Source organism: Psychrobacter sp. UBA6739 (genome assembly GCF_002453835.1).
Lineage (GTDB): Bacteria > Pseudomonadota > Gammaproteobacteria > Pseudomonadales > Moraxellaceae > Psychrobacter > Psychrobacter immobilis_A.
This window is the reverse complement of record NZ_DKHR01000003.1, coordinates 43,016-63,908: the sequence shown is the minus strand read 5'-3', so window position 1 is coordinate 63,908 and position 20,893 is coordinate 43,016. Positions and strand designations below refer to the sequence as shown.

Sequence of the window (20,893 nt, the reverse complement as noted above, 5' to 3'; positions counted from 1 at the left end):
ATTTAGCCTGAGTATATATTACCTCAGGCCCCTTATTTATCGGCAATCAGTATTCGTATGACTCTCTTTTTAGCCGATATTCAAACCGGCAGATTTTTCAGCAGCATCAACCGTTTGGCGAATGAGGGTATTAATGGTCATTGGACCCACGCCGCCCGGTACAGGCGTATAAGCACTGGCGATATTTTCTACGCCTTGCAACTCAATATCACCGACGCCGCCATTATCCGTTGGATGAAAGCCTGCATCGATAACCACAGCGCCCGCTTTGATCCACTCTGCTTTAATCAGTTCAGGCACGCCCACTGCCCCAACCACGATATCCGCACGCTTAATATGAGACTCTAAATCTTGTGTTCTTGAATGGCAAATCGTTACGGTGCAGTTGGCATTCAATAGCATCATCGCCATTGGTTTACCCAAGATGGCACTGCGACCTACAACTACGGCTTCCTTACCAGCAAGCTCGATATTATGATGCTCTAATAAGTGCATGATGCCTTGCGGGGTACATGAACCATAAGCGCTCTGCTGCATCGCCATACGACCAAAGCCAAGGCAGGTCACACCATCGACGTCTTTTGCCAAGTCAATCTGCTCAAAGCAAGCACGCTCATCAATATGCGCAGGCACTGGATGTTGTAGCAAGATACCATGGACGTCTGGATTGCTATTGAGCTCGTCTATCTTTGCCATCAGCTCTTCAGTGGTCGTCGCACTTGGCATCTCAACGCGTATAGAATCCATGCCGACACGTTTACAAGCATTACCTTTCATACGTACATAAGTCGCAGAAGCGGGATCGTCGCCGACCAATATCGTCGCTAAGCTTGGGGTGCGTCCTGTCTTATTCTTGATAGCGTCTACACGCGTACTCAGTTGCTGTTCTATTTGTTTAGCAAGTGCTTTACCGTCCAAAACGGTAGCAGATCCTTGGGCAGTTGACATAGTAACTCCAATAGAGGGTGCGATAAAAAAAAGAAAGACAGCGCCCGCAACTATTTGCATGCCTGTCTTATGCTTGATCAATGTATGATTAAGACTGATATTGTACCTGTCTGGGATAAAAAATCCTAGCGTGAGATAAGACTTGGATACTTATAAATTTCTATCACTCGCCAATCCAGTAATATCATGTCATTACCGATGCAACCTTGACAACCTTTATCGTTTTATAAGAAAGTCTAATCACAAATAAAAGTTAATAGCCGCAACTATTTATAAATAATCAACACGCCTTAATAAGCGATATTCTCACATTACTGAATCATTGAAGCAAACACGCGATCGATTGCATCTACCGTTTGCGCGATTTCGGCAGTGGTTAAGGTAGGATGAACCAAAAACATTAAGCTGGTCTCTCCCAACTGTTTTGCTATTGGCAGTCTGTTTTCTGGACGCAAGCCTGTATCATCAAATGCTTTTTCTAAATATACCTCTGAGGCAGACCCTGAGTAGCAAGGCACGCCTAGCGCATTTATTTCTTCAATGATGCGATCACGTGTCCAGCCCTCAGCTAGGTTATTTGGTTGCACATAAACATACAATTTATAATAGGCATGGGTAGAGTTTGGAAACTGATAATCTTTCTCTAATGTTGGCACCGATAGATAGCCTTTTTCTTCCCATTTAGCACATGCCTCTAATATTGCTTGAGCATTAGCACGGCGCTTCGCTATCCAGTCACTCATATGTGCCAATTGAATACGCCCAATCACGCCTTGAATCTCGGTCATGCGCCAGTTGGTGCCAAAGCTCTCATGTAGCCAATTATAGCCGGGCTGCTGCTCGGTCTCATAGACCGCGGCATAGCTTTTGCCATGGTCTTTATAGGCCCACATTTTTCGCCATAGCTGCTCGTCATCGGTGGTGACCATGCCGCCCTCGCCGCCTGTGGTCATGATCTTATCTTGGCAAAAACTCCACGCGCCAATATGACCGATACTACCAACGCTACGACCTTTGTAGCGTGCACCATGCGCTTGTGCACAGTCTTCAATGACATATAAATCATGCCGATCTGCCAGTGCCATGATGCCATCCATATCACAGGGCCAACCTGCCAAATGCACACAGACGATGCCTTTGGTTTTGTCTGTCAATACCGCCGCTATCGACTCTGGAGTGATATTCCCTGTCGCCTCATCAACATCCGCAAAAATGGGCGTCGCGCCTGCATTAACCACTGAGGAGATACTAGCAATAAAAGTGCGCGGCGTCACGATAACTTCATCACCCACACCTATACCAAGTGCCTGCAATGCCGCGTCCAATGCCAAAGTTCCGTTGCCCAATGCAATCGCGTATTTGCTACCCACCCAATCAGCGAATTCCTCTTCAAACTGACGGCATTCTTGCCCTGTCCAATAATTGACCTTGTTGGATAACAATACTTGACTGACCGCATCCGCTTCTTGCTGAGTAAAACTAGGCCAAGGTGAAAAAGGAGTATTTAGCATGCGTTCCTCATCAAAGCGTGTTTTTATCGACGCTATTACCTGTGAATTTACTCATGGTCGCTTCACCATCAGCACTAATACCATCTTTGATAATGACTTTTTTTACTGTTTTAATCAAAATCTTAATATCTAACCATAATGACTGATGATCGACATACCATGTGTCGAGCGTAAATTTTTCATGCCAACCAATCGTATTGCGACCATTAACTTGTGCGTATCCCGTAATACCCGGACGTACACGGTGGCGACGCGCTTGCTCATCATTATATAGCGGCAGATATTCCATCAATAATGGTCGCGGCCCCACCAAACTCATATCACCTTTAATCACATTCCATAGTTCAGGCAGCTCATCGAGACTGCTATTACGCAAGGTCTTACCAAATGCCGTCAAACGCTCATCATCCTCTAAAGGATTACCTTCTATATCGATAGCATCTTTCATCGAGCGAAACTTAATCATCTCAAACGGCTTGCCATTTAGACCAGGGCGAGTTTGTTTAAATATCACTGGTGATCCTAAGTTTTTTTTGACTTTATAAGCCGTAATAGCATAAACAGGAGATAATATTACCAAGGCCGCCGTGGCCGCCGTGATGTCAAATAGTCGCTTTATCATTTTGCAGCCCGCCTTTTGTCGTTTACGCGGTCATCCCTATTACGTAAATAAAAACTTAAATAACTTTGCCACAATTGCTTGCGTTCAAAATTTGCAATGGCCCAGTCTCTTGCATCAGGATATCTTTTTTCAAATTCCTTATCAGTAGCAGCAGCACTGATCGCTTCGGCGACAGACGACATATCCTTAAAATTAAATTTTCGACCACTGATACCTTCTTTGACACTATCCTTTACACCAACGACATCATAGGCAAAAGTTGGAACAGCGCAACTTGCTGCTTCAATAGCGACACTGCCAAACCCTTCACGATAGCTCAAAAATAAATGTAAATCAGCACACTGAAAAACCTCGTGTACATTTGGATTGGCTGGTATATACACACCTCTATTATCTTTGACAACTTTTTCAACGACTACTTTTCCTACGTCGTCTTCACAGTCTCCTATGAACATAAAGTAGACGTTTTCTGCTCTTAGTTTTTCGGATATATACTCAATATCTTTGAAGCCTTTATCATCACAAACTCGTCCTACCACGCAAATCACAAAGGTATTTTCAGGTATCTTGTACTTCTTTCTTAATGCCTCTTGTTCTAGCTGAACCACAGGTTGCAGCAAATCCGTATCGATGCCGTTAAATGAGCCATTATCAATGACAGTTGCCTTACTTTTTTTGAGGATATTTTCTTCTAGGCATACGCTGAGCAAAGACTCAGAAACAAATAAAACCTCGTGAGATAAGCTAAAACTTAATATATCCAGACCCTGAAACACCCTCTTTTTTAAACCTGAGAAATTCTCATAGGCTCTACCCACGCTAAAAGCAATTCGTCTCTTTTGCAATGTAACAGCACTTGCGATACTCCCTAACAACAAGGCTTTAGGCGTTAAATAAACCACCACATCAAAACGATTCGATAGCATATAACGGGTTAAAAGCGCGAGCGACTGAGCATCTTTAAACAAAGATGGCTTACGCTGAAAATTTAAATTAATCACCTTGCCTATTTTGCGCTCACGTAAAATATCTAGCTGCTGTTTATCGCCACCGCAGATTAAGGTGATCTCAACATCCGCGTGATCTCTAATGTATTCAAGCTGATCACGATATAGCACATTAAATGACACCGCATCTGTCATTAGAAAGCATATCTTTAATGTCATTTCAGCACCTCAATGTTTTTTATATATTATTTTATTAGTGACCTTTTATAAATAATATCATTTAGCACAAATACCATTTACCACTGACTGATGATGATTTCTTAGCGTGTCAGATATTGTTAATTTATTTCTTTTATTGGCTATTTTTTGTAATAATCCTATCGAATCTAAAAAAGTGACTGTTGTCAGTTTTGCTGATAATTTCAAATAACCTAAATAACTGTTTCCCTTATATTCACAGTACGTTTTAAAACTGTCTTTATATGATCTGGTTATTTTAGATAACGATAAATTCCCTTCTTCTCTATAATAGTATAATAAATCAGGCAATACCGCTAAATTTAAATCTTGATTTGAGATAGCTCTACACCACAAATCATAATCTTCAGACCTTGGATAATCTTCATTATATTTATTTCGTTCATACCAACTCTTTTTTGCCAAAACAGCAGCATGTACAATAGGATAAGCCGCGGCTATTTCTTTAAATTCCGTGTAAATTTGATCGACATGACGGCAACCATAAACTTTATTAAAATTATCAATAGACACGACACCTGTAGAAACCAAATCATAATTTGGATTTTTTTCTAAAAAACTTAATTGAATCGCTAGTCTATCTGGATGAATGAGATCATCGGCATCCATGCGCGCTATATAATCATAGTTCGCTTCTTCAATAAGCTGATTTAATCGAGCAGGCAGTTTTTTATTTATGCCATCAGCAATGACCCTTATTCTATGATCAGCCTCTTCAAAACGCTTGGCGATGGCCAATGACGCATCAGTAGAGCCATCATCAATTAATATAAGCTCCCATAACTCATGCGTTTGAGCCAATATGGATTTGATAGCGTCTTCTAAGTACGCTTCAGCATTATAAATGGGAATACCAATAGATATATATGTCTGATTTTTCATTAGAAAACCTCAAATATCGGATTGATAATATACGGACTTAAGTTACTAAATCTCGATGTCGTCAAGACAAAATACATGAGAAAAATAACGATACTCGCTATATATAAATAAATATTATTGATTCTTTTTAAAACCATAGGCAGTATCAAAACCAATGTCCATGTAAAATACGCAAGCAGCCTTTGAGGACCTGAAGGACTGGTGCCCAACATCGCTAACGGTATGATAAAAACCACGCCTGATGCATAAAATGTTACTAATTTTTGAAAATTCTTGTCTTTAATTTTATACAGATAACTGACCAAGATGATTAAAATCATGATAGCTGTATAAAAACCAAGCGTTAAAAACCCGCCTGCTTCATCGGATGCTTTCGCATAACCCTCATATCTATCGTTAGTAGAAGAAATATAAGCGACCAATACCCCACTTACTAATAGCGATCCTAAGAATGTTGCCAAAATCTTATATAAGGGCTTTATTCTTAAATTGACGATGAAATAAAATGGAATCATAAACATTGCGGTTACATGGAATAATGAAGCAATTGCACAAATCAGCAGGTATGGAATAAATCGTTTTTCTAACAGATAAGGAATGGCCAAGGTAAAGATCGCCATTGCCAATCCTTGACGCAGTCCATTAAAAGAAAAAGTATAAACGCCTAATGTAATAAATAAAAATACGGAGAACCAATAATTTACGCTGTATTTTTTAATCACTCTAAGATAGCAATAGACAATAATTAAACTGGTAATAACAAGCAGCCAAAAATAATGAGTGGTCATACGTAATAACGCATACTCTAATAACTGATAACCGAACTCAATGTCTTCGTTGAACCTAAAGTACTCGGCATTCAATTGACTGTTGAAATTTCTCGTATAGTTTCCTGTATCCGTACCGACTCGGTAGCTACGAAGGCCTGCAAACAATGTCAATATAATTAGTGGCAGCCAAAAAGACGTACGATTGAGAGATTTTTTCTCCAGTACGATCCAAAAAATAACAAGGCTAAGAACCAGCAGGTATGGAAGCATTTAACCCTCTATAAAAGTAAATGTCGTCAATCTTATATAAATCGGATATGGTGGCAGGTTTACACCGTCTAGTATCTTTTGTACCGTCCAGTACCTATATAATAACTATAGCCTTCCTACCCACCTCGATTTTTTTCTCATTCCTTCCAAACTACCTTGGAACAACTATAGATAAGAAGCAAACACTCCGTCACATATTCAAGTACTTTTGCATTAGTATTTGCGCGTTGGTAGCAGCACTAAATCCATATAAATTCAGCGCTGTGGTTATGTCTTTTTCATTGGGCTTTGGCTGTTTAGGCGCTAATAAGCAATCAACCCAATCCTTGGCTGAGTGAATCGGTAAAAACTGTACTAATCCAAGTCCTAAATCTACTTCAGGTGATACTTGGTCAGAAACCAACGCCTTTAACCCAACTGTTTGGCTCTCGACCAAGACGACAGGGAAACCCTCGTGCAACGAAGGCATGATCATATAGTCGGCGCTGGCCATTAATTCTGTGATATCCGTACGCATCCCCAAAAACTTGACCGTATCTAGGAGTGACTTATCTGCTACTTGTTGCCTGAGCCTCGCCTCCAATGAACCTTGTCCAACAATATATAAGGTAAAGGCGATCTGACGTTTTTTTAACTGCTCAGCGACCTCTAAAGAAAACTGATGGTTTTTAACCTCATTTAGACGACCAACTTGGATGATTTTTAGCCCCTCATCGCCAAATTCTTGGTCGATATAATGTCTTGATTGGTTAGCGACTGTCATCATCTGCTGTATGTCAACAGCATTGGGTAGTAGCCACACGTCTTTTATGCTGCCAAATAGGTAATGTGCCGCTTGTTCACCGCAACTCATTTTATCCGTGGCCAATTTACGATTGGTAATGAACGCCCACTGTTCATATATTTTTTTAACAATATTGGTTTTACCATTACTGGTGCTATGAGAATGTGAAATGCGATGCGGCACGCCAGCACCTTTAGCAGCCAGCAGATGAAAAGCATTGTTTAATAGCATGTGAGCATGAACGATTTGATAGTCAGGGTGTTGTTTAAGGAAGTTTTTAAGCTTCCACATACGCGCTAATGAATGATCCGCTAAAATCGGTATAATCCTACCGCCCAGCGCTATTATCTCAGCATCATAGTCACCGACCTCGTCGGTAAAAGTGATAAAATCAAACTGCATCTGGCTATGATCTATATGGCGATATAGATTCATGAGCATGGTCTCTGCCCCAGCCCGATCCATTTTTCCCACGATGTGCAGCACTCTCTGAATAGTCATCTCTTTACCTATTAAGAAGCCATAAAACCAAACGTATTTCTCAAAACTATTCTGAATCTATTTTCTCTTGACCTTTAACCTTTGCTCTTTTGTCTAGCGCTTGACGAAGCACCTGTAACATAAGCAAGGCAACTTGCGTCGGCATACGTACTATATTACTAATCATCATATTTCTTACGGTCAAATCGCTCTTATAACCCTTTAGTCGTAACGTTTTATCTGCTTTTTTAGCTTGTGCTACTGCAGCTGCTAAATAGTTATTATCTATACGAGTAAGGATACTCCAATGACTTTGTTTAATTTTATTGGCGAGTGTTTTTTTAACCTCATCCGCTTGATAGTCCTCTACTAAACTGATGACTTCTGCGTGGATAACGAAAAGGTCTAATAGTTTTTTATCTGTTGACCCTGTGATCGACGTGCCGCGCTGTCTGTATAGATAACAATCAATGGGCAGGTGATACTTAATCTTAGTAGCTAAGCCAAGATGCCAATGAAAAGGCCAATCTTCGTAGTACAGACCCACTGGGAACTGTAATGAGGCCGACCGCACTACGCTAGATTTAATAAATTTGAGCCATGCAAAATGCGGTAAGCTAAAATATGAGCCGTCTATTTTGGTTGCCTCAAATGCTAAATTGCTAGCGGGATACGGCAGATCTGTCTCTGTGATTCCATCTTTGAATGGCGTAAAGCTATACGTCACGACCTCTGCATTCGTGCTGAGCGTACAATCCACACACGCTGCCACCAAGCGAGAGTCTATAATGTCATCAGAATCAACGAACATCATGTATTCGCCTATCGCAGACTTGATACCAGTATTACGAGCCGCAGAAAGACCACTGTTTTCATGATGCTGAATGACTTTGATGCGTTCATCCCTGAGATGTGACGCGAGTGCTTGTTTTGAATCATCAGTGGAGCAATCTTCTACAACGATAATTTCAATATTCTGATAAGTCTGCTGCTTGATGGATGCCAAGCAAGCATCGATATATGACGCAACGTTATACACTGGTACGATGATACTCACTAATGGCGTTTCGATAGTCGTCATATCGCTACTAGCGCTTTTTTTAGGTCATCATACTTAGCCATATCAACTGGAGACTCATCCATCGTACCGTGAGGCAGGGACAGAAGGCTATCGATGAATTTTACAATATCAGCAATCTCTTCCAATTCTAAAAACACCAGCCTTGGATGACCGCCTAACCAGTCCAACTGCGTCTGTCTTATCTTATGATTGGCGTTCGGGAGTACCAAGCACGGCGTACCCGATAGCAGACATAAAATCATGCCATGCAGACGGTCAGTCACGACCAATTTTGCAGCACGAAACTGGCTAAGCTTGTCAGTCAGTAATTTTGTGCAATGTGCCTCATCGAGTTGCGAACCACCAGCATGTGTGTCGGTCTTTTCAATCTGATAGCCAGTATCTGCCAAGGCTTTGTCTATCATGGCGTATTGCTCAGCTGATAGTGCGGCTTCTTTGTCATCTCGTAAGCAGCGCAAAATACCTGAAGGCGCTAAGCAATCTGTCGTACCCAGCACTGTGGCATTCGCGCTCATCACAATATCTGGTACGAGACCAATATGCACATTACTGTAGTCAGCAAAAAGCTCGATGAGTTTTGCCGCTGTTATCGACTCTCTGGCAAAAACATGTATATCTGGATGCTTGGCGTAGACTTTCACAATACGCTGCAAGGCACGTTTAGATTGAATAGAATCATTCCAATCTAGTGTCTGAGGAAAACAAACGATACGATTGGCAGGAAATGACTTGATGACTAATTGGCGCAGCTCCTCAATATCAGGATACGTGCCACCCATATTACCGCCGCCGATGATAGTAACGATATCCGTCTCTTTTATTTGCTGTTTAATTGAATTGAGCACAAATCTGGTTTGACTGATAGCCACACTAACAACATCATAATCCGTCAGCACACGTTGCAAATACTGCTTTTGCGCGTGAGAAATAGCAATATCACCAATATTGCCATAGTCGGCGGCAAGAAAAATAAAGCACCGTTTACCAGTTGGTAACGGTAAACCTCTCGCCCCCATATAAGCGGCTAAGTGTTTTTTTAATCTGAGCGGAACGAGCTTTTTTATAGCAGCAATATTCATTTTTAATGCTCCCTTATTCGTTTCTCATTAACAGCTTCTTCACCCACATACGACGCCTTGAGCCAACAGGAAACAATCTATTCAAGTTAGGAGGCGGTTTACGTTTGAGTGCTTTTTCAATGTATGGCAGCCATTCAAGACCTCTACCCGTCTTAATCATCTCATGACGAATTAACTTCCAATCTATGCTAACAGCCCTGCCCTTTAGAGCCATTGATTTAAAAAGTGATGAGTCCATGGGCTCGCTAAAACATTGAGGGTTATCTATACCTGCAACCAAAAAATTGAGACGCGTCCTAACACATTTCTCACAGCGACCGCAGTTACTATCATGCTTATCTCCAGCCCAACAGACACGTAAATTCTCTATACCTAATGGCCATTCTGCAAGCGCTTGCAGCTTCTCTGACCGACTAAAACCTGCACCATCATGAATGAGCCTAAAGTCGCCAGAACTTAGCAGCGGGTCAGTGATTGGGTGTGAACCCCAAGGACTAATTAATACATCATAAGAATCACCACTACCAATGAGCCCAATGCCTGCATATCGTTTTAAGCCACATAAGACCGAAGCGATAGCAGCAGCATGATAGTCTTCCCAGTTGATATCCCAAAGTCCCCGAATATTTGTCTCAACTGGCAATAGCTCGATATTGATATCTGCGAGTGTGTTTGCCGCTGTTTTTGCTGCACTGGCAAAGCCTTTTGTATCCTCTAAAGGTATATCAAAGCCATGCACAAAAACCCCTGCTTTAATATTTCGTGTGGCGTATCCTGCTCTGCCTGTCGCATGACGATAAGCGGTAAACTGAGCATCAACGCCACCAGAAAATGCAGCGATAGCACCATCTATATGGCCGTCTTGTTCTCTTATACGATCTACTTTTATATCGATCAAAAAATAACGCTCTGGTAACCATTTATTCCAAACATACTGTAGCTCTGTCAGGTTGGCTAATAGCTCATGCGACACGCTACCATGCACATGAATGGCTGCTCGCATCTGCATCGCGGGCAACAATGTGGCCAGTAAATAAGCATCACAATCATCGTCTTCTGGCATTGGCAAGTTCGCTGGATATACAAACCACAATGCCTTCTCAGTCATTTGCCCGCTAGCTGTTGTCTGTTGCAGCAAACAACAGCGCTTTTGACCCTTTTCATCACTGCGTAAAGGCTGAGGCAACAAATCAATATTAAGCATATTTTTTCACCTTTGCTTTAGACCAAGACAGTTGAAGAAAAACCAGCGTCATAACATACCAACGCCGTGAAAAACATAAAATCAATACACGAATGCCGCGTGCTGGATGCCGTTGATAATAATGCGGCAAACAGTTCTGATAAACGAAAGACTGGCGTATTTTAACTAGCTCTGCACGACGTTTTTTCATATCGATATGCGCCAAATTATTAAGTAAATATGGCAGCATATGCTCGACATAACTACGAGCAAAGTCCGATAATAGCACTTGCTTTTCAGTAGCACTGATCGACCAATCATGTATCCTGACTCTGGCTGTATAGTCCGCTTCAATGGATTTCAAAAGCCCTGATTTGTATTGTGAGCTTGTTATTGAGGTCGCATTTTCATAGTAGTTGTATGGACAGTCTGGCAGCACCGATAAACGATTCGCTTTGCTTAGACATGCGATATTAAAAATACCATCCTCACCAAATTTGACGTCACTATCAAAACGCAGCTCTGCAATTAAATTTTTGCTATACACCTTGGTGCAGGCGTACCAATATATATGTCTATTCTCTGTCACTCTCAGTTGTAGCATTTCGATATCTTGCCGTGAGTATTCTGCCGCACTATTAGGACGCTCAATAACAGAGCCATCCAGCATCATGCGTTTATGACCAAATGCCAACATCTCGACATCTCGATCTACAGCTTTTTCAAAGACAAAATCAAAATACCAATTATCAATGGTGTCATCCGCGTCTATAAAAACGATGTAATTGCCGGTTGCGATATCGAGCCCAGTATTACGAGCCTCTGCCACGCCTGCATTTTTTTGATATTTCACCGTAATCCATGACCTAGCATTTGCCCAGCTATGCAATAGGCTAGCAGTATGATCTTTAGAACCATCGTCAATGACTATCAGCTCAATGTCGTGACTCTTTTTCGCAACGTCAATACTGTTGATGCAACGATCAATAGTAGCAGCGGCATTAAATGCAGCGATAATAACTGAAATCATAGTGAGCCTCTGAAGTTGAGACTTCTCATACATATCCTTTGTGACATTCAAAGCAGTCAAAAAACGTACCTACTGCTTCACTTCATCGATATGAACAAGACGCCGAAAAGCGACATAAATGATAGATAAACTGAGCAAAACCCCAACAAATGAGAAAAGGGCAATGGCTATCATATCTGACTCAAAAACGTAAAAACCTACATACAGCGCTGCAGCACGAAATACCACTGCAAACACTTCTCGAATCAAAAGGAATCGCTGTAAACGTAATGCTGGCAATGCCGCAGTACTCGCACCAGACACTAAGCTGGTCAAAAGCCAAATAGACAGCCACTGCGAATAACTACCTGCTAATGCCCACTCTGCACCGAACACTAAAGAAAAAAGATAATCACCAAAAACGAACACCGTACCGAATGGCACAATACCAACCACCAATAGAATCAACGTTACTTTTAATAAAAATTGATAAGCCTCAGATGAATTTGCTGTGATGGCACGCGTAATTTTAGGATAGAAAACCTCTCCAACCGCCTGACCTAACAGCATCGCGGGTGCACCAAGCACAAGAACAGCTAATGAATACTGCCCTGCAGAAGAGGCACTAAATAATGACGCTAACAAGATAGTTGGCAACCCTACTGAAGCCGCATTCAGGATACTTTGTGGCATACGATATATCGCAAAATCACGCTGCGATATGGCGGCATGTCGAACACCCTTAGTACCAAACCAATGACGGACATTTAATACACCTACTCTAGGTACACGAAGCATCTGCATGATAAAGTTTGTGAGCTGCCCTGCTATCGTCAATAAAATAAGTAACATCCCTGAAGGTGCTAGCATACCGCCTATCAGCTTACTACTATCTGTCACAAACTTGCTTTCCACATAAGCCCGAGCTTTCGCTTTAAATAAGCCCACTCTAATAGCAGACTGATCAGCGACAGAAAGAAAAGCACCGACTAATAGCGTTAATGGTATGAGATATAGCATGTTTGGCGTACTTTCCATACCCATCCAACTTGCCAAATGAAACTTACCGACATAGACAACAATGAATGAGAGGACAGCTATAACCACACTGAGCAATATAGACAATCGGGCAATGGCCGCAGCATCCTCGTCACTGTCTGGCATCACGATTGCATTTGCATAGCCCATAGTGGCAATCGGAGTAATAATACTGACGATAGCAGTAAAGGCAGCAGCGATACCGAAATCCTCAGGTCTGTACAGTCTGGTGAGAAATGGCATAAAAATCATGGCGATGGCCTGTCCAGCAGCAATCCCGCCACCGACCATGACCACATCTCGCACAAAGTGACTGGTTTTCAACCTGTTTATTGTGCTCTGTATCGATGAAAATACTCCAGAGCTCATGACATATTGTCCAATTTAGTGACTCACAGAACTTGTAAGGAATTTATGACAGCGCGCCTCTCTCTATTAACCCATTTCATCTGTCAGTGTGGTATCTACTTTCTCTACCTCGCCATCTTTATCAGACCCTTCTCGGTAACCTTCGACAAAAAACTTAAACTGTGTTTTTAGCCAGACCACATCCTGCTGCTTTGCTTTTTCTGCAAATTCAAATAAAATATTTTCGATATCTTGCAAAGGAAAGCTGTGCTCCATTGCTTGCATAATCAATGGATGAAAAGTAGGTTCGATATTGTCTTCACCAATGATTAACTCCTCGTAGAGCTTTTCACCCGGTCTCAAGCCAGTAAATACGATTTCGATATCGCCATTGGGATTGCTATCATCTTTTAGCTCACAACCTGTCAAACGAATCATACGTTTTGCCAGATCAACAATTTTGACGGGCGCGCCCATATCAAGCACAAACACTTCACCACCGAATGCCATCGCACCTGCCTGAATAACCAAACTGGCCGCTTCTGGAATCGTCATAAAATAGCGTGTGATGTCTGGATGAGTGATGGTGATCGGACCTCCTTGCTCAATCTGTTTGGTAAATAACGGCACCACAGAGCCTGATGACCCTAAAACATTGCCAAAACGCACCATGCTAAAACAAGTCTGACTGTTACTTTGGCTCAATCCTTGGCAGACCAACTCAGCCAAGCGTTTGGACGCTCCCATGACATTGGTAGGTCGCACGGCTTTGTCAGTAGAAATCAGCACAAAAGTCTCAACGCGAGCCTGTATCGCAGCACGGGCACAATGGTAGGTGCCTTTGGTATTATTGATGGTGCCCTCAAAGGGATTGGACTCAACAATAGGCACATGCTTATAGGCTGCAGCGTGATAAATCGTTTTTATATGGTTTTTTTCGAATATATTGATTAATTTTTTTTCGTTACTGACACTGCCGATAATGCTAATAATCTCAATATTTTGATAATCAGCATTCGCTGTTTTTAGATTACCAAGTTCTTGATCTATAGTGTATAAAGCATACTCAGACTGTTCATATAGCACCAAGCATTTAGGCTTATTTTTGATGATTTGCCGACACAGCTCACTACCGATTGAACCACCTGCCCCGGTAACGAGAACATTTTTGCCCGTGATATTTTTTTGTAGCAACTCCGCAACAGGTTCGACCGTTTCTCGTTCGAGCACATCTAGTATGTCAACGGGTCGTATATGACTGACGGTTACTATCTCATCAGCAAGCTCACGTAAGCTTGGCAAGTCTTTTATCTTAACGGAGATACCTGACAGACTGTCCATAATCTGTTTTTTACGAGCACGGCTCATAGAGGGCATGGCTAAAATCACCTGCGCCACATTGAGTTTTTCTATCAACCACGGAAGCGCGTGAGCCGCATATATTTGTTTGCCATGTAAATAAGCCCCAGTAAGCTGCGGATCATCATCGATATATGCCACCACATTGTACTGATAAGAATGCCTCAAACTTTCTAGCAACTCTCGACCAGCTTCTCCTGCACCATAGATAATCACGTTGTCACAACAGGCATCTGGACGACGGCTTTGACCTGCACCCTGTAGACGTTTCAGTAACGCGCGGATCATGAGCCTACTATTCCACAGCCAAATAAAAAATAGAAATAAAAATATAACGGGGGCTGAGCGCGGTATTGTCGCTGATGGGCTCAAATAAATGATGACTTGATAAACAATAATAAGTAAAAAAAACAGTTGCAGCACACGACCCATCACTGCATCAAAAAACCCTCGAGAGGCGCTGCGATAAAAACCAATAAGATATAAGCTAGCAACCGGCACGAATGCATAAAAAGCCAATGCTGCAAGACTGATATGAGAGGCCATATACCCTTGTCGTAGCATCAATGCCAATAATAGGCAAAAGATCGACATGGCAAAATCTATACTAAATAAGAGGGTACTTTTAGTCAGGCGTGGTAATGACAATAAATACAGAGCCATACGCTTCGACCATTGATTAAAACCACTGGACGATTGATAAGCATTGTTTGACTCTGTTTTTATAAACATAATATCCACCCAATTAAGTTGGTTTGCTTATGAGCGACAACCACGCAAACTAGCGGTTATCTCCATAGGCATAATGATAATGGTAGCTATATTTATCCATAAGACCCTGCTGTACATCATTGAGAATAATGCCATCTACTTGTACATTGGCTTTATTCATTTGCTTGATCGCATAAACCAGCTGCCCTTCTATTGAATGATTAAACTTCGTAACGATGAGTACTTTGTCTGCATGTTGCGCAAGTACCATAGCATCTGACGCCGCCAATATCGGGGGTGAGTCGATGACAATATAATCGTATTGAGTTTTTAATTCTGCCATCAAATGATTGAATTTTTCGCCCATCAATAAGGAGGTGGGATTATGCGGTTGCCGTCCGCGCGGTATGAAATCAATCAACTCCATACCAGTGGGGTGAATAAAGCTTTCGACCCCTAAGCTAGGAACCTCACTGTCTGATCGAGTACCATCAATCGGAGAAAAATGCTTTTTATCCTGCAACAAATAATCGGCAAGACCATCATGTTGGCTCATATTAAACATTTTATGCAGCTCACCTAAGCGCATGTCACCATCTATGACCAAGACTTTTTTGTTGAGCTGGGCAAATACCTCTGATAAATTGGCAGCGATAAACGACTTGCCCACACCAGGGCTCTCCCCAGTAATCAATATGACTTGCGCGGGCTGCCCGACCGCTGTCCCCATTGGCATACCAAACATCAAATTGGTTCTTAAGCTTTTGATCGCCTCATAACTCAAACTACTGTGATCAACATGAGCGAGCATGCGAGGGGTGGTATTCTTCTTTTTACTCAACCTCGACAGTAAGGGTGAGCGTGGAATCGTTGCGATGACAGGGATGCCCGTTGTGACCTCTAAATGCTCTGGATCTTTTACGACATTTCTAACAAGGTTCTTCAAGAGCACCATCATCACCCCAAACATCATGCCTATCAATGTGGTCAGCATCAGGATTTGTAGTTTATTTGGTGCAATGGCATTAAAGGTGCTGGTCGGTGAATCGATAATACGGGCATAGCCGATTTGACCAGCCTTGACGATTTTAAGTTGCTCATAGTTTTTGAGCAGCGTCAGATAGATTTCTCGATTGATGGCGGTATCTTCTGACAGCTTTAAAAACTCTCGCTGTATTTCAGGGAGACCTGCAATGGTATTGTCTATCTCTCTTATTCTATTATTCAGCACTTTGAGCTGTTCATTAATTTGAATGACCAGTGGATGTTCTTCGGTGTAATAAGTAGTTAGGTCTGCTTTTTTGAGTCTAAGCTCATTGAGCTGCTCCTCAATGCGCGACTTCTCATTCAATAACAATTCAGCTTCTTTACCCACATCAATCGTGCCATATTTTTTACGAAAGTCATTAAACAGTGCTTCAGAAGTCTCTAATTTTTCTTTTAATAGAGGTATCTGCGTTTCCATAAAGGCAAGTGTTTTGGTCGTTTCTTCAGAGCCACGAGATTGGTTTTGATCGACGTAGGATTGGACAATCTGATTGAGTATAGTCGTGATTTGCTCTTGGTTGGGACCCGTCATCGACAGCTGAATAATCCCCGTTTTTTGACCTTTTTCTTCAACGGATAAGGCGCCGTTGATAGCGTCAGTCGCAGCCTTTATCGTCTGCTTACTAATATTAATTGGGTAACCATCAGCAGGTAACTCTGTGACAGTAATATTAATCTGACCGTCCAACCCTTTGAACTGATGCGCCTGACCAAGCTGACCTTTAAATTCATCAAACCCATTGCTCAAAACAAACCCTGTAGCAGATTTTGTTAGTGTAAAAGGTTGGTTCAAGTACGCTGGTGATACATCAAATTGGCGGACTTTCACTATGCCATTTTCGGTATCAAGTGACACATCATCCGGTGTATTTAATTGCGTGTAAGTACGATTGCTTTTTATTCTATCAAGATGACCAATATTGGGATCTGTTAGTTTAATGCGCAGGTGCAATAGCTCAACCACTGGCTGCAATATCATACGTGATCTTATCAGCTCTGCTTCTGTCTCCGCTTTGCTGACTTCTGCACCGACCAAATCTGAGATACTCGCGCCAAGTGCCTCTATTCCTTGAGTATTTTCTTCAATCTGTATCAGCGCATCTGATTTATAGATGGGATTCACATAGCGGGTATACAAAAGCCCTAGTAAAAGCCCCAATATCGCCATGAGAGCAATGATTTTCCAGCCACGTAACAATACTAAAACCAGCGCCATTAAATCGATGTCGTCATTGTTTTTTTCGCCCGTAGACGTTGATAGGTCTTTTGAATCCATATTATTCATAACCATATACTCATCGCTCAATGTTGATCGTTTAATAGCATTCGCTGAACTTCAACGCTCTAATCGATGGCGCGTCGCTAATCTTGTCAGTCCATTGTTCAAGACTATCGATAATATCTTGTCTACTCTTTTCAAATGCTGAATCATCCTGCTGATAAGGGTCAGCAATATCTTTATCAAGCCAATGCCCTATTCGAAAGGTTTTTCCGCGACAGTGCGGCCACTGACTTTCAATCCATTTGGTTTGGCTGGTTGTCATCGTCAAAATTAAATCTGACTGACTGACTAATGCTTCATCAATTTGCTTGGCGATATGAGCACTGATGTCTATATTATGAGTGGCCATCAATGCAACCGCTTTGGCATCAGCTGCGTGACCTACGAGCGCTGACAGACCAGCAGAGTCGATGTGTTTTTCTGGGTAATATGCCGTTAATATGGCAGCGGCCATCGGGCTGCGGCATATATTGCCAACACAAACGACCAAGATCTGATCAAACGCTCCCATCACTGACTCCTATATCCCTGAAATCACATTGATTGCTGATGTTGAAGGCAGTATGGCGCTGATAATACGATTCCAGCGCGCCAAGCCAGTTGGGTCAACATAAAGAATGTCATTGGCTTGCATGTCAAAACGACTGGCCAAGGCAAAACTCGTAATGCTCTGCATGTCGACATAATAAATATTGGTGTATTGATACTTTGGATTATCCCGAACGATATATACTTTGGCGGCGTTGGCCGTATTAGAATTCAATCCATTTGACTCACCCAGTACATGCGCTAGGCTCAGCCCTTGCTCAGGAATAGCAACGGGCTCAATTTTGCCAAATTCTCCCAATACATAGACCTTATTGCGGCTTTGGCTATTGACATGAATAGCATCGCCGTCTTGTAAGTATATTTGATTGGCAGACAGCCCCATTTGATTCAATGATTGGATACCGAGCTTGTAACTTTTGCCTTGACGGTTTAATACGATATGGTTTGAATCACCCGTATCAGTCGTACCACCCGCCATAGAAATAGCACCATATACTGAGATGGGCACATCTGCGATAACAAACTCACCAGACTGCTTGACCTCACCATCCACAAAAAACTTACTACCACGGTAGTTGATGATTTTGACCTGAGGATCTGAGTATTTGAGATAGCGTTGAAGCTTGCTTTGCAAAGTGGCAGTGAACTGCGGCACACTGAGACCGCTGGCTTTGACTCTCCCTATTAAGGGGAATTGTATAAACCCTTGCTGGTCAACGGTCAGACTAGACGTTGAGGCATTAATATCTGGATAATTGGTCAGGATAATATTGAGAACATCCCCTTTAGCAATGCCATAGCTGACACGCCCAGATGTTTTTACTAAATGATATAAATCTCGATCAAGGATGACGGCTTCTTTAGCTGGTAGATTAGCCAAACTCAAAGGTTGAATATAGAATTGTAAACCGTTTTCTGCAGTGAATGTCCCTGACTCAGGTAATTTTCCAGACTGAAGTCCTGAATTTATTGTGCAACTGCTGAGCAATACTGTCAGCAATAAGCAAGATGCACTCGCTATTAAGGAGCGCTTTTGTACAGAAATGAAATATTTATAAACCATAACAGTTACTCATATTTATATTCGTGAATCAAAAATAAGTGCCTTGCTGCTATCAATATATTCATAAAAAAGGATGTATTTAATTTAATATACACCTAAACTATACAGAACGCAATATTTAAAAACATTGATGTAAGAACATTCTTTTTAGCTAATTTATTTTACGTAAACCCTTTTCAAAAAAGGCGTATAGCGCATATCGATAAACACGAAAAGACAGAAAAATCTAAATCGGAAGACACATTAAAAGTTGTTAGCAGTATTTTTTAGGGTTCATGCTGCCGAAAATAGAAATTTGGTATTGGTTATGTTGCTTAGCTGATCTTAAAAATATTCAAAAAAATCCCTGTTTTATTAAAAATATAAATATAAGCATTTGTGTGCAAATATCTTATTTTTATAACACCCTAATCAACTTTTATTTTAGAAATCCCTTTTAATCTAGCAAACTTTCTTTTATTAATACAAAACGATAAATTGATACCGTTTGTAGAGACTCGTTTGCGTGCTAAAGTCATCAAAATAGCGTAGAATAGACAATCTAATTTTTTACATTGAGAAATGTAAACCCACCGACTCAAGGACATGATTATGAAAGATGAAAAATTACAGAAAGCCCTCGCCCGTATGGGTCTTGGCTCACGCCGTCAAATGGAAGAAGTCATAAAATCAGGGCGTGTTACTGTGAATAACGGACCTGCGACCATTGGTGATCGCGTCGAGCAAGGCGATGAGATTCGTGTTGACGGTCGTCAGATTAAATACACCTCTGAAAACGAAAAGCGTCGCCGTGTTATCGCTTACTACAAACCTGAAGGCGAAGTCTGCTCTGCTAAAGATCCAGAAGGCCGTCCAACCGTTTTTGAGCGTTTACCAAAACTGACTCATGATCGCTGGGTGATGGTTGGTCGCTTGGACATCAATTCAACTGGGCTATTATTGTTTACCAATGATGGTGAGATGGCGCATCGCTTGATGCATCCGTCTGGCGAAGTCACTCGCGAGTACGCAGTACGTGTATTGGGTGAAGTGACGCCTGAAATTGCACGTGCATTGACGGCTGGCGTTATGCTAGAAGACGGTCTTGCAAAGTTTGAAGATATCAAAGAAGGCGGTGGTGAAGGCGTCAACAAGTGGTATCACGTCCAACTAAAAGAAGGTCGTAATCGCGAAGTACGTCGTTTGTTTGAATCACAAGGCCTGAAAGTAAGCCGTCTACTACGCACGCGCTATGGTACGATTGCTCTACCAAAAGAGCTACGTACTGGTCGTTTCTTAGAACTCGACAGAAAAGACATCAATACGTTGACTGATTTAGTGAGCTTGCGTCCTCGTTATGGTACGGGTCTGCATGGTGCAGCGAAAGAGAAGCAAGAGCGTATTAGAAGCAAGCCGCTTAAAGCGCGTCGCGCTACTGACAGTCGTAGCGATAGCCGCAGTGGTAGCGACAATCGTAACAGCAGCGCGAAGCCTAAAAGTAGTGCTAGCCCTGCCAGCCGTGGTACGCGCAATACTCGTGACCGCAACGACAAGCGTTAATCGCCTGAATGTAAAATGTAGTGTGACTTTGAATCTTCAATAGTTTTAAAGTAGACCACAAAAAAGCTGCCAATGATTATTCATCATTGGCAGCTTTTTTATATAAGTTTTACAAAGAGTCGTTGTCAACCTG

Annotated in this window: 17 protein-coding genes; 1 reads left to right on the top strand and 16 read right to left on the bottom strand. The window is 41.9% G+C overall.

The features are described from left to right. Positions 1–69: 69 nt before the first annotated feature. The 16 genes from folD to B2575_RS00560 all read right to left on the bottom strand — a co-directional run bounded on the left by folD (position 70) and on the right by B2575_RS00560 (position 19,221). Positions 70–948 (bottom strand): bifunctional methylenetetrahydrofolate dehydrogenase/methenyltetrahydrofolate cyclohydrolase FolD, encoded by an 879-nt coding sequence (gene folD / locus B2575_RS00635; RefSeq protein WP_201559930.1) that lies wholly within the window; start codon positions 946–948, stop codon positions 70–72. Positions 949–1,259: 311 nt separating this feature from the next. Beyond that, on the bottom strand, positions 1,260–2,459 hold the full coding sequence (locus tag B2575_RS00630) for a DegT/DnrJ/EryC1/StrS family aminotransferase (RefSeq protein ID WP_201559931.1): 1,200 nt from the start codon (positions 2,457–2,459) through the stop codon (positions 1,260–1,262). A gap of 10 nt (positions 2,460–2,469) precedes the next feature. After that, positions 2,470–3,081 (bottom strand): sugar transferase, encoded by a 612-nt coding sequence (locus B2575_RS00625; protein ID WP_201559932.1) that lies wholly within the window; start codon positions 3,079–3,081, stop codon positions 2,470–2,472. Beyond that, positions 3,078–4,223, bottom strand: a complete 1,146-nt coding sequence (locus tag B2575_RS00620) for a glycosyltransferase (RefSeq protein WP_296239718.1) — start codon at positions 4,221–4,223, stop codon at positions 3,078–3,080. The genes B2575_RS00625 and B2575_RS00620 overlap by 4 nt, the downstream gene beginning before the upstream one ends. A gap of 81 nt (positions 4,224–4,304) precedes the next feature. Continuing rightward, positions 4,305–5,168, bottom strand: coding sequence for a glycosyltransferase family 2 protein (locus B2575_RS00615; RefSeq protein ID WP_201559934.1), 864 nt, complete (start codon positions 5,166–5,168; stop codon positions 4,305–4,307). Then, positions 5,168–6,208 (bottom strand): EpsG family protein, encoded by a 1,041-nt coding sequence (locus B2575_RS00610; protein WP_201559935.1) that lies wholly within the window; start codon positions 6,206–6,208, stop codon positions 5,168–5,170. Before B2575_RS00610 ends, B2575_RS00615 begins: the two co-directional genes overlap by 1 nt. 190 nt (positions 6,209–6,398) lie before the next feature. Then, the gene (locus B2575_RS00605; protein WP_227675933.1) at positions 6,399–7,493 is read right to left on the bottom strand and encodes a glycosyltransferase; all 1,095 of its coding nucleotides are present in this window, start codon (positions 7,491–7,493) and stop codon (positions 6,399–6,401) included. A 46-nt stretch (positions 7,494–7,539) separates the two neighbouring features. Beyond that, the gene (locus B2575_RS00600; protein WP_296239714.1) at positions 7,540–8,553 is read right to left on the bottom strand and encodes a glycosyltransferase family 2 protein; all 1,014 of its coding nucleotides are present in this window, start codon (positions 8,551–8,553) and stop codon (positions 7,540–7,542) included. Next, positions 8,550–9,632 carry a polysaccharide pyruvyl transferase family protein gene (locus B2575_RS00595; RefSeq protein ID WP_201559937.1) on the bottom strand — a complete coding sequence of 361 codons (1,083 nt, stop codon included), beginning with the start codon at positions 9,630–9,632 and terminating at the stop codon, positions 8,550–8,552. Before B2575_RS00595 ends, B2575_RS00600 begins: the two co-directional genes overlap by 4 nt. A gap of 13 nt (positions 9,633–9,645) precedes the next feature. Beyond that, positions 9,646–10,836: a hypothetical protein gene (locus B2575_RS00590; protein WP_201559938.1), complete on the bottom strand. Its 1,191-nt coding sequence runs from the start codon at positions 10,834–10,836 to the stop codon at positions 9,646–9,648. Then, complete coding sequence (locus tag B2575_RS00585) at positions 10,829–11,845, bottom strand: glycosyltransferase family 2 protein (RefSeq protein WP_201559939.1); 1,017 nt, start codon at positions 11,843–11,845, stop codon at positions 10,829–10,831. The genes B2575_RS00590 and B2575_RS00585 overlap by 8 nt, the downstream gene beginning before the upstream one ends. Before the next feature lie 69 nt (positions 11,846–11,914). Next, the gene (locus B2575_RS00580) at positions 11,915–13,186 is read right to left on the bottom strand and encodes an oligosaccharide flippase family protein (RefSeq protein WP_201559940.1); all 1,272 of its coding nucleotides are present in this window, start codon (positions 13,184–13,186) and stop codon (positions 11,915–11,917) included. A 111-nt stretch (positions 13,187–13,297) separates the two neighbouring features. After that, positions 13,298–15,301: a nucleoside-diphosphate sugar epimerase/dehydratase gene (locus B2575_RS00575; RefSeq protein WP_201553531.1), complete on the bottom strand. Its 2,004-nt coding sequence runs from the start codon at positions 15,299–15,301 to the stop codon at positions 13,298–13,300. A gap of 49 nt (positions 15,302–15,350) precedes the next feature. After that, positions 15,351–17,618, bottom strand: a complete 2,268-nt coding sequence (locus B2575_RS00570; protein ID WP_296239705.1) for a polysaccharide biosynthesis tyrosine autokinase — start codon at positions 17,616–17,618, stop codon at positions 15,351–15,353. 25 nt (positions 17,619–17,643) lie between these two features. Continuing rightward, a complete protein-coding gene (locus B2575_RS00565) occupies positions 17,644–18,120 on the bottom strand; it encodes a low molecular weight protein-tyrosine-phosphatase (protein ID WP_296239703.1) in 477 nt (158 codons plus the stop codon). 9 nt (positions 18,121–18,129) lie between these two features. Beyond that, on the bottom strand, positions 18,130–19,221 hold the full coding sequence (locus B2575_RS00560) for a polysaccharide biosynthesis/export family protein (protein ID WP_198330097.1): 1,092 nt from the start codon (positions 19,219–19,221) through the stop codon (positions 18,130–18,132). A gap of 591 nt (positions 19,222–19,812) precedes the next feature. Between B2575_RS00560 and rluB the strand changes: the two genes are divergently transcribed. Next, positions 19,813–20,760, top strand: coding sequence for a 23S rRNA pseudouridine(2605) synthase RluB (rluB, locus tag B2575_RS00555; protein WP_045444804.1), 948 nt, complete (start codon positions 19,813–19,815; stop codon positions 20,758–20,760). Positions 20,761–20,893: the final 133 nt, after the last annotated feature.

Bases quoted from the DNA above. Each gene is read 5' to 3' on its own strand.
- B2575_RS00565 (WP_296239703.1), bottom strand. From the start codon at position 18,120: ATGGGAGCGTTTGATCAGATCTTGGTCGTTTGTGTTGGCAATATATGC.
- B2575_RS00595 (WP_201559937.1), bottom strand. From the start codon at position 9,632: ATGAATATTGCTGCTATAAAAAAGCTCGTTCCGCTCAGATTAAAAAAA.
- B2575_RS00625 (WP_201559932.1), bottom strand. From the start codon at position 3,081: ATGATAAAGCGACTATTTGACATCACGGCGGCCACGGCGGCCTTGGTA.
- B2575_RS00630 (WP_201559931.1), bottom strand. From the start codon at position 2,459: ATGCTAAATACTCCTTTTTCACCTTGGCCTAGTTTTACTCAGCAAGAA.
- B2575_RS00600 (WP_296239714.1), bottom strand. From the start codon at position 8,553: ATGACGACTATCGAAACGCCATTAGTGAGTATCATCGTACCAGTGTAT.
- B2575_RS00620 (WP_296239718.1), bottom strand. From the start codon at position 4,223: ATGACAGATGCGGTGTCATTTAATGTGCTATATCGTGATCAGCTTGAA.
- B2575_RS00615 (WP_201559934.1), bottom strand. From the start codon at position 5,168: ATGAAAAATCAGACATATATATCTATTGGTATTCCCATTTATAATGCT.
- rluB (WP_045444804.1), top strand. From the start codon at position 19,813: ATGAAAGATGAAAAATTACAGAAAGCCCTCGCCCGTATGGGTCTTGGC.
- B2575_RS00610 (WP_201559935.1), bottom strand. From the start codon at position 6,208: ATGCTTCCATACCTGCTGGTTCTTAGCCTTGTTATTTTTTGGATCGTA.
- B2575_RS00575 (WP_201553531.1), bottom strand. From the start codon at position 15,301: ATGTTTATAAAAACAGAGTCAAACAATGCTTATCAATCGTCCAGTGGT.
- folD (WP_201559930.1), bottom strand. From the start codon at position 948: ATGTCAACTGCCCAAGGATCTGCTACCGTTTTGGACGGTAAAGCACTT.
- B2575_RS00585 (WP_201559939.1), bottom strand. From the start codon at position 11,845: ATGATTTCAGTTATTATCGCTGCATTTAATGCCGCTGCTACTATTGAT.
- B2575_RS00570 (WP_296239705.1), bottom strand. From the start codon at position 17,618: ATGGTTATGAATAATATGGATTCAAAAGACCTATCAACGTCTACGGGC.
- B2575_RS00560 (WP_198330097.1), bottom strand. From the start codon at position 19,221: ATGGTTTATAAATATTTCATTTCTGTACAAAAGCGCTCCTTAATAGCG.
- B2575_RS00590 (WP_201559938.1), bottom strand. From the start codon at position 10,836: ATGCTTAATATTGATTTGTTGCCTCAGCCTTTACGCAGTGATGAAAAG.
- B2575_RS00605 (WP_227675933.1), bottom strand. From the start codon at position 7,493: ATGACTATTCAGAGAGTGCTGCACATCGTGGGAAAAATGGATCGGGCT.